Consider the following 14,969-nt stretch of genomic DNA (forward strand, 5'->3'; position numbering starts at 1 on the left):
CACACGCGGCCGAGGAGTCACCCGGATGAGCACCACCCAGAGCGAGAGGCTGCGAGAACTGCTCGAACCGCTCGTCACCTCCCAGGGCCTGGATCTCGAAGAGATCGCAGTGGACTCGGTCGGACGCAAGCGGGTGCTGCGCGTGGTCGTCGACTCCGACGAAGGCGCCGATCTGGACGCCATCGCCGATGTGAGCCGTGAGCTCTCGGCGAAGCTCGACGAGACGGACGCGATGGGCCAGGGGGAGTACACCCTCGAGGTCGGAACCCCCGGTGCCGAGCGCGAGCTCAGAGAACACCGCCACTATGTGCGTGCCACAGGCCGCCTGGTGAAGTTCCAGCTCGCCGAGGACGGGGAACTGGTCGCCAGACTCCTGACCGTGGACGACGAGGGCGTGGACGTCGAAGTACCCGGTGTGAAGGGCCGCAAGGCCACCACGCGCAGGCTCGCCTTCGCCGACATCGTCAAGGCCCGGGTACAGGTGGAGTTCAGCCGCAAGGACAAGAAGGACATGAAGGAAGAGGAGGAGGCGTAGCCGTGGACATCGACATGAGTGCCCTGCGGGGCTTGGTACGGGAGAAGGAGATCTCCTTCGACCTGCTGGTCGAGGCGATCGAGTCCGCCCTCCTCATCGCCTACCACCGCACCGAGGGAAGCCGCCGCCACGCGCGCGTGGAGCTCAACCGGGAGACCGGGCATGTGACCGTGTGGGCGAAGGAGGACCCGGAGGACCTCGAGGAGGGCCAGGAGCCCCGCGAGTTCGACGACACCCCGTCCGGCTTCGGCCGTATCGCCGCCACCACCGCCAAGCAGGTCATCCTGCAGCGGCTGCGCGACGCCGAGGACGACGCCACGCTCGGCGAGTACGCGGGGCGCGAGGGCGACATCGTCACCGGCGTCGTCCAGCAGGGCCGCGACCCGAAGAACGTCCTCGTCGACATCGGCAAGCTGGAGGCCATCCTGCCGGTGCAGGAGCAGGTCCCCGGCGAGACGTATCCGCACGGGATGCGGCTGCGGTCGTACGTCGTTCGAGTGGCCAAGGGCGTCCGCGGTCCCTCCGTCACCCTCTCCCGCACGCATCCCAATCTGGTGAAGAAGCTCTTCGCCATGGAGGTGCCGGAGATCGCCGACGGTTCGGTGGAGATCGCGGCCATCGCGCGTGAGGCCGGCCACCGCACCAAGATCGCCGTCCGTTCCACCCGGAGCGGCCTGAACCCCAAGGGTGCCTGCATCGGCCCCATGGGGGGCCGGGTGCGCGCGGTGATGGGCGAGCTGAACGGTGAGAAGATCGACATCGTCGACTGGTCGGACGACCCGGCCGAGATGGTGGCGAACGCGCTCTCGCCGGCCCGGGTCTCCAAGGTGGAGGTCGTCGACCTCGCCGCCCGTTCCGCGCGCGTGACCGTGCCCGACTACCAGCTGTCCCTGGCCATCGGCAAGGAAGGCCAGAACGCCCGCCTCGCGGCCCGGCTCACCGGCTGGCGGATCGACATCCGTCCGGACACCGAGCAGCCGTCCGAGCAGGGCCGGGAATAGATCCAAGCCGTTGGTGGCTTAGATCACGACAGATCCATGTGAAGAACCGTTCGATTCTTGCCCCAAAGGGGTGAGGTCGGCACGGGGAGGTAGACTTAAGAGTGTCTGGCCGGACGCGAGCCCGCGCATGCCCTGAGCGCACCTGTGTGGGGTGCCGGGAGCGAGCGGCCAAGACTGATCTGCTGCGCATCGTGGTGATCAAGGATGCATGCGTCCCTGATCCACGCGGTACGCTGCCCGGCCGGGGTGCCTATGTACACCCCGCCCTGGTCTGTCTCGACCAGGCGGTACGCCGCCGGGCGTTCACGCGGGCGCTGCGCGCCCCGGGAGCGCTCGACACAAAGGCGTTGCGCCACTACGTCGAGCAGACAGAAGGTTGCCAGCAGCACATTGCTGAGCAGGCAACACCGTAAGAAGCGTCGTGCGGAACCCCCGCGCGGCCCAGGTACCCCGCGAGTTGGAAGTAGGTCGAGATTGCGATGAGCACTCGATGAGCACGCGATGAGTACGCCCATGAAGTAGCGACGGTCCGGCCGCAACCCGGACCTAAAAGGAGCGAAGTGGCTAAGGTCCGGGTATACGAACTCGCCAAGGAGTTCGGGGTGGAGAGCAAGGTCGTCATGGCCAAGCTCCAAGAACTCGGTGAATTTGTCCGATCTGCGTCCTCGACGATCGAGGCGCCCGTAGTACGCAAACTGACTGACGCGTTCCAGGCCGGTGGTGGCAACGGCAAGTCCGCCGCCAAGCCCGGTGCCCCCAGGAAGGCCGCCCCCAGGCCCGCCGCGCCCTCTCCGGCGCAGGCGGCACGTCCGGCTGCTCCCAAGCCGCCGGCGCCCAAGCCCGCAGCGGCCGAGCGGCCCGCTGCCCAGTCCCCGTCGGCGCCCGCGCCGACGACTCCGCGCCCGGCGCCGGGCCCGAAGCCCGCGCCGCGTCCGGCCCCCGCGGCGCCCACGACCCCGGAGTTCACCGCTCCGCCGTCGGCTCCCGCCCCGTCCGCGCCGCGTCCCGGTGCGCCGAAGCCCGCTGCCCGTCCGAGTGGACCCGGTGAGCGGCGCGGTGACCGCGGTGACCGTGGCGACCGTCCGGGTGGCCAGCGTCCCGGCGGCCAGGCTCCGCGTCCGGGTGGCCAGGCTCCGCGTCCGGGCGCTCGTCCGGCCGGTCCCCGTCCGGGCAACAACCCCTTCACCTCCGGCGGCTCCACCGGCATGGCGCGCCCGCAGGCGCCCCGTCCGGGCGGTGCGCCCCGACCTGGCGGTCCCGGCGGCCCGGGTGCCCCGCGTCCGCAGGGTGCGGGCCAGGGCGGTCCGCGTCCCCAGGGCGCGGCCGGCGGCGGTCCCCGTCCGCAGGCTCCGGGCGGTAACCGTCCGAGCCCGTCGGGCATGCCCCGTCCGCAGTCCCCGCGTCCCGGCGGCGGCCCCGGCGGTCCGGGCGGCAACCGCCCGAACCCCGGCATGATGCCGCAGCGTCCCGCTGCCGGCCCGCGTCCCGGTGGCGGTGGCCCCGGCGGCCGCGGTCCCGGCGGCGGAGGTCGTCCCGGTGGTGGCGGTGGCGGCGGTCGTCCCGGTGGCGGCGGCGGCTTCGCCGGTCGTCCCGGCGGCGGTGGCGGTGGCGGCTTCGCCGGTCGTCCCGGCGGTCCGGGTGGCGGCGGTGCCGGTGGCGGCTTCGCCGGTCGTCCGGGCGGTCCCGGTGGTGGCGGCGGTGGCCGTCCCGGCTTCGGTGGTCGTCCCGGTGGTCCCGGTGGCCGTGGTGGCACGCAGGGCGCCTTCGGCCGTCCCGGCGGTCCCGCGCGTTGCGGTCGCAAGTCGAAGCGGCAGAGGCGCCAGGAGTACGAGGCCATGCAGGCCCCGTCGGTCGGCGGCGTGATGCTGCCTCGCGGCAACGGCGAGACTGTTCGCCTGTCGCGCGGTGCCTCCCTCACCGACTTCGCGGAGAAGATCAACGCCAACCCGGCGTCCCTCGTCGCGGTCATGATGAACCTCGGCGAAATGGTCACGGCCACCCAGTCCGTCTCCGACGAGACGCTGGAGCTCCTCGCCGGCGAGATGAACTACACGGTTCAGATCGTCAGCCCCGAGGAGGAGGACCGCGAGCTGCTCGAGTCCTTCGACATCGAGTTCGGCGAGGACGAGGGCGGCGAGGAAGACCTCGTGATCCGTCCGCCGGTCGTGACCGTCATGGGTCACGTCGACCACGGTAAGACCCGGCTCCTCGACGCCATCCGCAAGACGAACGTCATCGCGGGCGAGGCCGGCGGCATCACCCAGCACATCGGTGCCTACCAGGTCGCGACCGAGGTCAACGACGAAGAGCGCAAGATCACCTTCATCGACACCCCGGGTCACGAGGCGTTCACCGCCATGCGTGCCCGTGGTGCCCGGTCGACCGACATCGCCATCCTGGTCGTCGCGGCCAACGACGGTGTCATGCCGCAGACGATCGAGGCCCTCAACCACGCCAAGGCGGCGGACGTCCCGATCGTCGTCGCGGTCAACAAGATCGACGTCGAGGGTGCCGACCCGACCAAGGTGCGCGGTCAGCTGACCGAGTACGGCCTGGTGGCCGAGGAGTACGGCGGCGAGACGATGTTCGTCGACATCTCCGCCAAGCAGGGTCTGAACATCGACTCCCTGCTGGAGGCCGTGGTCCTCACGGCCGACGCCTCGCTCGACCTGCGGGCCAACCCGAACCAGGACGCGCAGGGCATCGCGATCGAGTCCCGTCTCGACCGCGGCCGCGGTGCCGTGTCCACGGTCCTCGTCCAGCGCGGCACGCTGCGGGTCGGCGACACCATGGTGGTCGGCGACGCGTACGGCCGAGTCCGGGCGATGCACGACGACAACGGCAACAACGTCGCCGAGGCGGGCCCGTCGACGCCGGTCCAGGTCCTGGGCCTGACCAACGTCCCGGGTGCGGGCGACAACTTCCTCGTCGTCGAGGAGGACCGCACGGCCCGCCAGATCGCCGAGAAGCGTGCCGCCCGCGAGCGCAACGCGGCCTTCGCCAAGCGCACGCGCCGCGTCTCGCTCGAGGACCTGGACAAGGTGCTCAAGGCCGGCGAGGTCCAGCAGCTCAACCTCATCATCAAGGGTGACGCTTCTGGTTCCGTCGAGGCTCTCGAGTCCTCCCTGCTCCAGCTGGACGTCGGCGAAGAGGTCGACATCCGCGTCCTGCACCGCGGCGTCGGTGCGGTCACGGAGTCGGACATCGACCTGGCGATGGGCTCGGACGCCATCGTGATCGGCTTCAACGTCCGTGCGGCCGGCCGTGCCGCGCAGATGGCCGAGCGCGAGGGCGTGGACGTCCGGTACTACTCGGTCATCTACCAGGCGATCGAGGAGATCGAGGCGGCCCTCAAGGGCATGCTCAAGCCGGAGTACGAAGAGGTCGAGCTCGGTACGGCGGAGATCCGCGAGGTCTTCAAGTCGTCCAAGCTGGGCAACATCGCGGGTGTGCTCATCCGCTCCGGCGAGGTCAAGCGCAACACCAAGGCACGCCTCGTCCGCGACGGCAAGGTCATCGCGGAGAACCTCAACATCGAGGGTCTGCGTCGCTTCAAGGACGACGTCACCGAGATCCGTGAAGGGTTCGAGGGCGGTATCAACCTCGGCAACTTCAACGACATCAAGGTCGACGACGTCATCGCGACGTACGAGATGCGGGAGAAGCCGCGGGTGTAATGCCAACGGTTCGATGCCGGCCGGCGGGACCTCGGTTCCGTCGGCCGGCTCGCATGTGTGAACGGACCCTCCAAGGTCTACGGAGCGTAATATCCGTCGATCGGCCCGGCCCTTCGATGTACCGTTCTTGATGTCCCGCCCATCCGGTAGGCGGGGCCATCGATCCCGTACCGGCGGGTGAACCGGTTACACACATGTATGTGGGGACGCTGTCCTTCGACCTGCTCCTCGGCGACATACGGTCGCTCAAGGAGAAGCGCTCCGTAGTCCGCCCGATCGTCGCAGAGCTGCAGCGGAAGTACGCCGTGAGCGCGGCGGAGGTGGATCACATGGACCTTCATCGCAGGGCCCTCATCGGCCTCGCGATGGTGTCCGGCGACGCGGGGCATCTGACCGACGTACTGGACCGGTGCGAGCGGCTGGTCGCCGGACGCCCCGAAGTGGAACTGCTGTCGGTGAGACGGCGGTTCCACGGCGACGACGACTGACCTAGAGAACCAAGACAGGAAAGAACGGGAGACGGACCAGTGGCCGACAACGCGCGCGCCAAGAGGCTGGCGGACCTCATCCGAGAGGTGGTGGCCCAGAAGCTGCAGCGTGGGATCAAGGACCCGCGGCTCGGCTCGCACGTCACCATTACGGACACCCGGGTGACGGGCGACCTGCGGGAGGCGACCGTCTTCTACACCGTGTACGGCGACGACGAGGAGCGGGCTGCCGCCGCGGCCGGTCTGGAGAGCGCCAAGGGCATCCTGCGCTCCGCGGTGGGTGCGGCGGCGGGCGTGAAGTTCACGCCGACCCTCGCCTTCGTCGCGGACGCCCTTCCGGACACCGCCAAGAACATCGAGGACCTCCTCGACAAGGCGCGTGCCTCCGACGCGAAGGTGCGCGAGGTGTCCGCGGGTGCCGCGTACGCCGGTGACGCGGATCCGTACAAGAAGCCGGGTGACGACGAGGACGACGCCGCCGAATGACGCAGAAGAACCGGACGCCCGACGGCCTTGTCATCGTCGACAAGCCGTCGGGCTTCACCTCGCACGACGTCGTCGCCAAGATGCGCGGCATCGCGAGGACACGACGTGTCGGCCACGCCGGCACCCTCGACCCCATGGCGACGGGCGTGCTCGTCCTCGGCGTCGAGAAGGCCACCAAGCTCCTCGGCCACCTCGCGCTGACCGAGAAGGAGTACCTCGGCACGATCCGCCTCGGCCAGACGACCCTCACCGACGACGCCGAGGGCGAGATCACGGGGTCGGTCGACGCCTCGAAGGTCACCCGCGACGCCGTCGACGCCGGGATCGCCAAGCTCACCGGCGAGATCATGCAGGTGCCGTCCAAGGTCAGCGCCATCAAGATCGACGGGGTGCGGTCGTACAAGCGGGCCCGCGACGGCGAGGACTTCGAGATCCCGGCCAGGCCGGTCACCGTCTCCTCCTTCGCCGTGTACGACGTCCGGGACGCCGTCGCCGAGGACGGCACCCCCGTGCTCGACCTGGTCGTCTCGGTGGTCTGCTCGTCCGGCACCTACATCCGGGCGCTCGCCCGTGACCTGGGCGCCGACCTGGGCGTCGGCGGGCACCTCACCGCGCTGCGCCGGACGCGCGTCGGACCGTACAAGCTGGACTCGGCCCGGACCCTGGACCAGCTCCAGGAGGAGCTGACCGTGATGCCGATCGCCGAGGCCGCCGCGGCGGCGTTCCCGCGCTGGGACGTGGACGCCAGGCGGGCCCGGCTGCTGATGAACGGCGTGCGGCTGGAGATGCCCGACGAGTACGCGGGCAGGGGCGCCGTGGCCGTGTTCGACCCCGACGGTGGATTCCTCGCGCTCGTCGAGGAGCAGAAGGGCAAGGCGAAGAGCCTCGCCGTCTTCGGCTGAGCAGCCCTTTTCCCTTGGCTGCCCGTGGAGCGGCGGGCACGGGGTCGTACTCTGCCTGCCGCTCCACGGTCCCCCTCGGTTCCCCCACCCCTAGGGTGTATCCACCGGCCCCCTCCTGTTCACCCGTCCGAGCAGGCGCTCGGAGTGAACCGAGGGAGCGGAAGGGGGCGCGTTCGCCGCGCGATCTGTCCCGCTGATCATCTTGTGTCTACGGTCGAATACGAGCACGGGTGTACGCGGGGAGGTTCGACCATGGCGGGACGGGGCCCGCGGACCGGAGGGGGACGCCGGACGCAGACCGGCGCGGGCGACGACACGGACGTGGAGCGCGGGCGCGACGAAGTCCTCGTTCGCATCCACGACTTGGCGGGACGCCCGCGCGGCACCGGATTCGTCGCCGACCACGAGGGCACGGTCGTCACCAGCCACGAAGTCGTGGACGGCCTGACCCGCCTCGTGGTGCACGCCGCCGACGACCGCACCTGCCTGGTGACCGCCGACGCGGTGACCCCGCTGCCATCCCTGAACCTGGCCCTCGTCCACACCGAGGGACTCGGCGTCGACCCGCTCCCCGTCTCGGTCCGGGACACGGTCGAGACCGGCAGATACGTCCGCCTCCTCGCCGGATGCTGGCGCGAGGCCCGCGTCCTCGACGTGACCGCCGTGACGTACACGGCCACCGACCGCTTCCATCTCCTGGACGGCGCCCTGGAGTTGGCGATCGGTACCGCCGGCCGCGACGCACTCCGCCTCGGCGGCGGCGCGGCCGGGGGACCGGTCCTCGACGCCACGACCGGCGCAGTCCTCGGCGTCCTCGGCACGGCTCTCCAGTCCGGCCACCGCGACGTGGGTTTCGCAGTCCCCCTGCGCCGCACCACCGAAGGCCCACTCGCCGACCTGCTGGCCCGCAACGCGGCGACGGTCCCCGCCTACGGCGCCGACCTCAACCTGGCCGGAGTACTGCACCTCACGGCCACCTCGCTCGGGCAGGCCGCCCCGCCGAGCCCCGTCGAACCGGTCGAACGGGCGGCGACGGCAAGGGAGTTCGCCGCCTTCACACAGGCGTCGGCCTCCGTCCTCGCCCTCGTCGGCCCACCGGGCACCGGCCGTACGACAGAACTGGCGTCCCTGGCCACCCGCCGCCACCTGGCCCCCACCCTCTGGCTCCGGGGCGCCGACCTCCACCCCGAAGACACATCCATCGCGGACGCGGCCCGCCGGACACTTCAACGAGCGCCCCGAACCGTCACCCCGGAACACCTCGCCCAGGTGGCCCACAACGCCGACCGCCCCCTGCTCCTCCTCCTGGACGACCCCGAGCACATGCCACCACCCCTGGCCGACCGACTCCCCGAGTGGACGGAGGGAACGGTGAGGTGGCTGAGAGAGACCGGGACGCAACTGGTGTTGGCGTGCAGGGAGGAGTACTGGGAGACGGCGGGCCTCACCTTCCCGGCAGCACTGCTGCACCAATCAGCCCGTCCGGCGTTCGAGGACGAGGCCGAAGGCCGATCGGGGGTCCAGGCTGGGCGGCCACCACGACCCCACCCGCACCTGCCACCCTGCATCCACCTCAGCGACCTCACCGACGACGAGTCAGCCCAAGCCCGCACCCGCTACGCCGTCCCCGACGGCACCCTCACCACCCCCGACGCCCACCACCCCCTCACCCTCCGCCTCCTCTCCGAGGTCCAGTCAGCCCTCCCCGACGTCCACATCCACACCCCCACCACCCCCCTCGACCGCAACGACGTCTTCACGGCCTACCTGGACCTGATGAGCCTCCGCATCGCCACCCGCCTGGCCACCGCAGCCGCCCTGCACGGCACAGCCGTACGCAGACTCGCCGCAAAGGTCTCCGGCCGGATCCACGAAGCCGCCCGCCACAGCCTCGGCCCGGGCCAGGGCGGACTGGACAGGGAGTCGTTCGAGGCCCTGTTCCCCCATGGCTCCGGCTGGGCGCCCGCCGTCCTCACCGAGGGACTCCTCGTCCCCGCCGGCCCCGGCTACCGCTTCGCCCACGAGGAACTGGCCGACTGGATCCAGGGCATGCACCTCGACCTGGACGAAGCCCTGCACACCCTGATCAGGCACCCGCAGGACCCGCACCACCGCATCGGCCCGGTGGTGCAGTCCCTGCTCCACCTCGCCCGCCAGCAGGGCGCCCCCGAACTCGCAGCCCGCCTCCAGGAGTTGGTCGATGCCCTGGACAGCGACCCGCACTCCTGGTGGCCCGCCCGCCTCCTCACCGAGGTCCTGCCCCGAGTACCCGACGCGACCCCGTACACGGGTGTTCTGCGGCTGCTCGCCGACCGAGTCGTGGCATGGCGCCGGCAACACCCCACCGTTCCGGGCGACTTCGGCCCCGCCTTCTGGACCGCCCTCGCCCTGCCCGAGGTCACCCGCTTCGACCTCCTGCGCCGACTCCTCCTCGCCGACCCCGCCCCGGACGACACCGACGGCCCTCGCTACCTCGACGCCGCCGCACACCTGCTCGCCGCTGCCCCCACCGCCGTACAACCGCATCTCACCCGCTGGTTCGACGACGAGCGCCCGATTCCCGCCACCCCGCACGCGACCGTCGCGAAGGCGGCGCAGGCGCTGCTGCACACGCATCGGCACCGGGCCCTGGACGACCTGATGGAGGTGCTCGTCGACTGTGCGCACCGCCGCGCCGAGGAGCTGCTGGATGTGCTGGCGGAGGACGAGCCGTCGGCGGTGTGCCGGGCCGTCGACCGATGGGCGCACGACGAGCGGCCCGCGCGGCGGGCCGCGGCGGCGGTGTGCGGGCTGCGGGCCGCGCCCCATGTACGTACGGAGGCCGACCGCGAGCTGCTCCGCTACGCGGCCCTCGCCCTGCTCGCCCACCCCGCCGACCGCACCCTGCGCGGCGGCGCGCTCGCCCTCCTCGTACGGGATCCGCGGGCCCGGGCCCGTCATCTCCCGCAGGCGCTACGGCACTTCGCGTCCGGAGACCCGCAGTTCCCGCCCAGCGCGCTGGTCGGTGCCCTCGCAACTCATCCCGATCCGGTGCTGGACGCCTTCCGGGAGCGGCTGCGCCGGCCGGGCGGCGGGGAGGCGCTGCGTACGCTCGCCGATGTCACGACTCCGACCTTGGCGCGCCGGGTCGCGGGCCTCGTAGGGGAGGCGGTGCAGCGGCGCCCGGAGACGGCGGCGGACGTGGCGGCGTACGTCGACCGGCGCCTCGACCAGGGGCCGGTCGCCCGGTCCGTACTGTTCCCGCTGGTCACCGGTCTGCTGGACGGCGGTCCCGATCAGGTGCGGGCCGCGCTGGCCGCCGTACTGGCCGCTCGCGGCACCCCCGCCTCCCGCCCCCTGCGCCGCGAACTGCTCGACTTCCTGCTGGCCCACGAGCACACGCCGGCCGTCCTCGACGCCCTCCTGCACGCCGCCGCCCGGCACGGCGGCCCCGACCTCCGGGACCTGGTCCGCCACATCGGTATCCTCCTCGTCCGCACCCCGGACGGCGCGGCCCGCTTCGACCGCGGTCTGGTCGACCTCGGCCGCCATGTCCCGGGCTTCGCCGCGCTGGTCGCGGGCTGGCTCACCGACGCGCCCGCGGCATGGGCGGCGCTCGTCGGCCCCAGCGCGCGCCGCATGATCGAGAACCTGGCAGGTGTCCGCGTCCCCGTGTGAGCGTGCGCCCTGTCACAGCCCAGATGCCGATGCGGGCCGGGCGGACGCGGCATGGCACCCTTAGACCTGCGTAGGAACAGGCACAGACACGGACACGGGTTCGACGAGTGTGCGAACAAGGAGCAGACACAGTGCAGCGCTGGCGTGGCTTGGAGGACATCCCCCAGGACTGGGGGCGCAGCGTCGTCACCATCGGGTCCTACGACGGAGTTCACCGCGGACACCAGCTGATCATCCGGCATGCCGTGGAGCGCGCCCGCGAGCTGGGCGTCCCCTCCGTGGTCGTCACCTTCGACCCGCACCCCAGCGAGGTCGTCCGCCCCGGCAGCCACCCGCCGCTGCTCGCACCGCACCACCGCCGCGCCGACCTGATGGGCGAGCTGGGCGTGGACGCGGTGCTGATCCTCCCCTTCACGACCGAGTTCTCGAAGCTGTCGCCCGCCGACTTCGTCGTCAAGGTCCTGGTCGACAAGCTGCACGCCAAGGCGGTCGTCGAGGGCCCCAACTTCCGCTTCGGCCACAGGGCCGCGGGCAACGTGGAGTTCCTCGCCGAGCAGGGCAAGGTCTACGACTTCGAGGTCGAGGTGATCGACCTGTACGTGTCCGGTGAGGCGGGCGGCGGCCAGCCGTTCTCGTCGACCCTGACCCGGCGTCTGGTCACCGAAGGGGACGTCGAGGGCGCCGCCGAGATCCTCGGCCGCCCGCACCGCGTCGAGGGCGTCGTCGTCCGCGGCGCCCAGCGCGGCCGCGAACTCGGCTTCCCCACGGCGAACGTCGAGACCCTCCCGCACACCGCCATCCCGGCCGACGGCGTCTACGCGGGCTGGCTGCACGCACAGGGCGAGGCCATGCCGGCCGCGATCTCCGTAGGAACCAACCCGCAGTTCGACGGCACCGAGCGCACGGTGGAGGCGTACGCCATCGACCGGGTGGGGCTGGAACTGTACGGGCTGCATGTGGCCGTGGACTTCCTCGCCTATGTGCGCGGGCAGCAGAAGTTCGACTCGCTCGAGGCCCTGCTGGAGGCCATTGCGGGCGATGTGAAGCGCTGCCGTGACCTGATCGGGGCTGCGGAGGGACCTGCCGTCTGAGCCCGGCGGGCCTTGCCGTCTGAGCCTGGTGGGGCCTGCCCTCTGAGCCTGGCGGGACCTGTGCGAACGCCGGAGGGCCGGCACCTTCGTGGTGCCGGCCCTCCGGCGTTGTCTGCCGCTGCCGCCTACTGCTGGGTCCAGCCCGGCGGTACGCCGCCGTCCTGCTGCGGAGCCTGGGGCGGCGGCGCGGGCTGCTGTTGCTGCCATCCCTGGTCCGGTCCGGGCTGCTGCTGCGGAGGCTGTTGCCACTCCTGGCCCGGCTGGGGGGCACCGCCCGGCTGCGGATAGTGCTGCTGGGGCTGCTGCTGGGGCGCGTACCCCTGCTGGGGCTGCTGGTACTGCATGTTCGGGTTGCCGAAGCCCTGCTGGGTGCGCGCGATGTCCTCGGCGATGAGGGCGGCGAGGTCGAAGTAGGCCTCGCGGGTCTTCGGCCGCATCATGTCGAGGTCCACCTCTGCGCCCGCCGCGAGGTGCTCGTCGAACGGGATCACCACGACACCGCGGCAGCGGGTCTCGAAGTGCGCGACGATGTCCTCCACCTTGATCATCTTGCCCGTCTCACGGACACCGGAGATGACCGTGACCGACCGCTGCACGAGATCGGCGAAGCCGTTCGCCGACAGCCAGTCCAGCGTCGTCGAGGCACTGCTCGCACCGTCCACCGACGGGGTGGAGATGATGATCAACTGGTCGGCGAGGTCCAGCACTCCGCGCATCGCGCTGTAGAGCAGACCGGTGCCCGAGTCCGTCAGGATGATCGGGTACTGGCGGCCCAGCACGTCCAGCGCGCTGCGGTAGTCCTGGTCGTTGAAGGTGGTGGAGACGGCCGGGTCCACGTCGTTGGCGATGATCTCGAGGCCGGACGGCGCCTGCGAGGTGAAGCGGCGGATGTCCATGTAGCTGTTCAGCTGCGGGATCGCCTGCACCAGGTCGCGGATGGTCGCGCCGGTCTCGCGCCGGACCCGTCGGCCGAGCGTGCCGGCGTCCGGGTTGGCGTCGATCGCCAGGATCTTGTCCTGCCGCTCGGTGGCGAGCGTGGCGCCCAGCGACATGGTCGTCGTGGTCTTGCCGACGCCGCCCTTGAGGCTGATCACCGCGATCCGGTAGCAGGACATCACCGGCGTACGGATCAGCCCCAGCTTCCGCTCCCGCTCCGCCGCCTCCTTCTTGGCGCCGAGCTTGAAGCGGGACGGGCCCTGGTTGTTCTTACGGGCCTTGGGCTGGTTGCGCAGGAGCCGGTCGGAGGACAGCTCCACGGCGGCGTTGTAGCCGAGGGGGGTGCCGGGGGCGGCTTGCTGCTGCTGGGGGGCGCCGGGGCCGGCCTGGGGGCCGGGTGGGGCGGTCCAGCCCTGGTTGCCCGGGTTGGGCTGGTTGCCGTAGGGGGCGGGCGGGGCGGGGTGCTGTTGGGGTGCTTGCGGGGGTGTCTGCTGCTGGGCCTGGGCCGCCGGGGCCGGGGGCTGCTGGTTCGGTGCGGGCGGCGGGGCGGGCTGCTGGTAGGGCGAGGGCTGCTGCGGCGGCTGGGGTGCCTGCGGGTAGCCGTAGCCGGGCTGGGGCTGCGGCTGCGCCTGGGGAGGCTGGGCCGGGTTCTGGGGGTAGCCGTACCCGTCGGGCTGGGGTTGTCCGGGCTGGGCCGGCTGCTGGGGGTAGCCGTATCCGGCGGCCTGCGGGTGGCCGGGGTGCGGCTGGGGCTGCGGGGGGTGCGGCGGCTGGGGCGCCTGTCGTGGGTCGGCCGGTGCCGGGTGTGCGCCCTGTGCCGGGTAGCCGGGCTGCTGGGCCGGGGCCGGCGGCTGGACCGGGCCGAACGAGCCCTGCGGTGGGGCTTGGTGCGGGGGCTGGTGCGGCGGCTGGGCGGGGTTCTGGGGGTAGCCGTAACCGGCGGGCTGGGGTGCCTGCTGCTGCGGTACGCCCTGTGCGGGGTGCGCGGGCACGTAGCCCGGCGGCAGCGGGGGAATCGCCTGGCCGGCCTGCGGCATGGGGGCCGGCATGGCGGGGTCCCCCTGCGGCGGCTGCCCCTGAGCGGCCGGCGGGGCTTCGGGAGCTGCGGGCTGCGGCTCGGCTTCCGGTCCTGCTTCCGCCGTTGCTGACGCCGTGTCGGTGTCGGTCTGCGAGGCGGGGGCGCCCGCATCGGACTGAATGACCGCGTTCCCCTGGCCGTCCGTACCGTCCGTGTCGGCCGTGCCGTCAGCCTCGGGCGCCGACCCGGCGGAGCCGTCCGGCTCGGCCTCGTCGCTGCGCTCCTGCTCCGGCTCCTCGTCGTCGGAGGACTCGCCGAACAGCCGCGCGGCCTCGGCGTCGGCGGCGGCGTGGTTGAGGTCGGGCAGCGGCTCACCGGGGGCGGGCTCGTCGGGGGCGCTCGCCGCGGGGGCGGTGGCCTGGGACGGGCTGCCCTGGGAGTCCTCGTCGACCGGACGCAGCACCGGGAAGCCGGGCGCTGCGGGAGGCGGGGTCGACGGCTGCTGCTGAGCCGGGACGTGACCGCCCGACGTGTCCTGGCGCTGCTGGGGCACGCTCGCTGACGCCTGCTGGGGGTAGCCGTATCCGCCGGGCGCCGCGGTATCTCCGGCCGCGGGGGCGGCGGTGCCCGGCTGCTGCTGCTGCGGTGGCTGTGGCGGTTGCGGCTGGGCGGGCTGGGGCTGGCTGGGCTGGGGCTGGCTGGGCTGCGGTGGGGCGGATTGCGGCTGGCCCGGTTGCGGCTGGGCCGGCTGCGGGTACCCGTAGCCGTCGGTGCCACCCGTGCCGGACTGGTTCGCGCCGGGCGCGTCCGACGTGGGCTGCTGCGGTGCGGGTGCGCGATAGGTGTACGGCTGGGGCTGGGCCGGCGCGGGAGCGTTGGGTGGGGGAGCCTGCGGTGCGGGAACGCCGGGTGGTCCGGAGGACGGCACTGCGGGCGATCCGGTCGGCGGCGGAGGCGGCGGTGAGGCCTGCCCGGGGTTGCTCGGTTCGTCGTTCGCGGAGCCACTCTGCGGCTTCGGGGCGTACCAGGCGGGAGGCGTGTAGACGATTTCGAACTCACCGGTGAGTTCGGTCTCGTGCTCGTCCCCGTCAGAGGACGGGCCGCCGCCGTTGTAGTCGGACCGATCCCTGTTCACTGCTTGCCTCCTGGTCAGCCACTGCTGCTGAGTTGGTCGTCGC

At 72.1% G+C, this 14,969-nt stretch carries 10 protein-coding genes; 9 read left to right on the forward strand and 1 reads right to left on the reverse strand.

Annotated features, from left to right (window positions below):
- Positions 1-25: 25 nt before the first annotated feature.
- The 9 genes from rimP to QQY66_RS36790 all read left to right on the forward strand — a co-directional run bounded on the left by rimP (position 26) and on the right by QQY66_RS36790 (position 11,837).
- Complete coding sequence (rimP, locus tag QQY66_RS36750; RefSeq protein WP_301984641.1) at positions 26-535, forward strand: ribosome maturation factor RimP; 510 nt, start codon at positions 26-28, stop codon at positions 533-535.
- A 2-nt stretch (positions 536-537) separates the two neighbouring features.
- Positions 538-1,536, forward strand: coding sequence for a transcription termination factor NusA (gene nusA, locus QQY66_RS36755; RefSeq protein ID WP_301984642.1), 999 nt, complete (start codon positions 538-540; stop codon positions 1,534-1,536).
- A gap of 101 nt (positions 1,537-1,637) precedes the next feature.
- Positions 1,638-1,949, forward strand: coding sequence for a YlxR family protein (locus QQY66_RS36760; RefSeq protein WP_301984644.1), 312 nt, complete (start codon positions 1,638-1,640; stop codon positions 1,947-1,949).
- 147 nt (positions 1,950-2,096) lie between these two features.
- A complete protein-coding gene (gene infB, locus QQY66_RS36765) occupies positions 2,097-5,213 on the forward strand; it encodes a translation initiation factor IF-2 (RefSeq protein ID WP_301984645.1) in 3,117 nt (1,038 codons plus the stop codon).
- Positions 5,214-5,407: 194 nt separating this feature from the next.
- Entirely contained in the window at positions 5,408-5,701 is a 294-nt protein-coding gene (locus QQY66_RS36770) for a DUF503 domain-containing protein (RefSeq protein WP_301984646.1), read from the forward strand.
- A 39-nt stretch (positions 5,702-5,740) separates the two neighbouring features.
- On the forward strand, positions 5,741-6,187 hold the full coding sequence (gene rbfA / locus QQY66_RS36775) for a 30S ribosome-binding factor RbfA (protein ID WP_301984648.1): 447 nt from the start codon (positions 5,741-5,743) through the stop codon (positions 6,185-6,187).
- Positions 6,184-7,089 (forward strand): tRNA pseudouridine(55) synthase TruB, encoded by a 906-nt coding sequence (gene truB, locus QQY66_RS36780; RefSeq protein WP_301984650.1) that lies wholly within the window; start codon positions 6,184-6,186, stop codon positions 7,087-7,089. The genes rbfA and truB overlap by 4 nt, the downstream gene beginning before the upstream one ends.
- A 252-nt stretch (positions 7,090-7,341) precedes the next feature.
- Complete coding sequence (locus QQY66_RS36785) at positions 7,342-10,746, forward strand: trypsin-like peptidase domain-containing protein (protein ID WP_301984651.1); 3,405 nt, start codon at positions 7,342-7,344, stop codon at positions 10,744-10,746.
- A gap of 131 nt (positions 10,747-10,877) precedes the next feature.
- Positions 10,878-11,837 (forward strand): bifunctional riboflavin kinase/FAD synthetase, encoded by a 960-nt coding sequence (locus tag QQY66_RS36790; RefSeq protein WP_301984653.1) that lies wholly within the window; start codon positions 10,878-10,880, stop codon positions 11,835-11,837.
- A 125-nt stretch (positions 11,838-11,962) separates the two neighbouring features.
- Here the strand turns inward: QQY66_RS36790 and QQY66_RS36795 are convergent, their stop codons facing one another.
- Positions 11,963-14,926, reverse strand: a complete 2,964-nt coding sequence (locus QQY66_RS36795) for an SCO5717 family growth-regulating ATPase (protein ID WP_301984654.1) — start codon at positions 14,924-14,926, stop codon at positions 11,963-11,965.
- Between the last annotated feature and the right edge of the window lie 43 nt (positions 14,927-14,969).

It is taken from the genome of Streptomyces sp. DG2A-72, assembly GCF_030499575.1.
Lineage (GTDB): Bacteria > Actinomycetota > Actinomycetes > Streptomycetales > Streptomycetaceae > Streptomyces.

Excerpts from the sequence above, each read along its gene's own strand:
- rimP (WP_301984641.1), top strand. The coding sequence starts at position 26 with ATGAGCACCACCCAGAGCGAGAGGCTGCGAGAACTGCTCGAACCGCTC.
- QQY66_RS36770 (WP_301984646.1), top strand. The coding sequence starts at position 5,408 with ATGTATGTGGGGACGCTGTCCTTCGACCTGCTCCTCGGCGACATACGG.
- truB (WP_301984650.1), top strand. The coding sequence starts at position 6,184 with ATGACGCAGAAGAACCGGACGCCCGACGGCCTTGTCATCGTCGACAAG.
- QQY66_RS36785 (WP_301984651.1), top strand. The coding sequence starts at position 7,342 with ATGGCGGGACGGGGCCCGCGGACCGGAGGGGGACGCCGGACGCAGACC.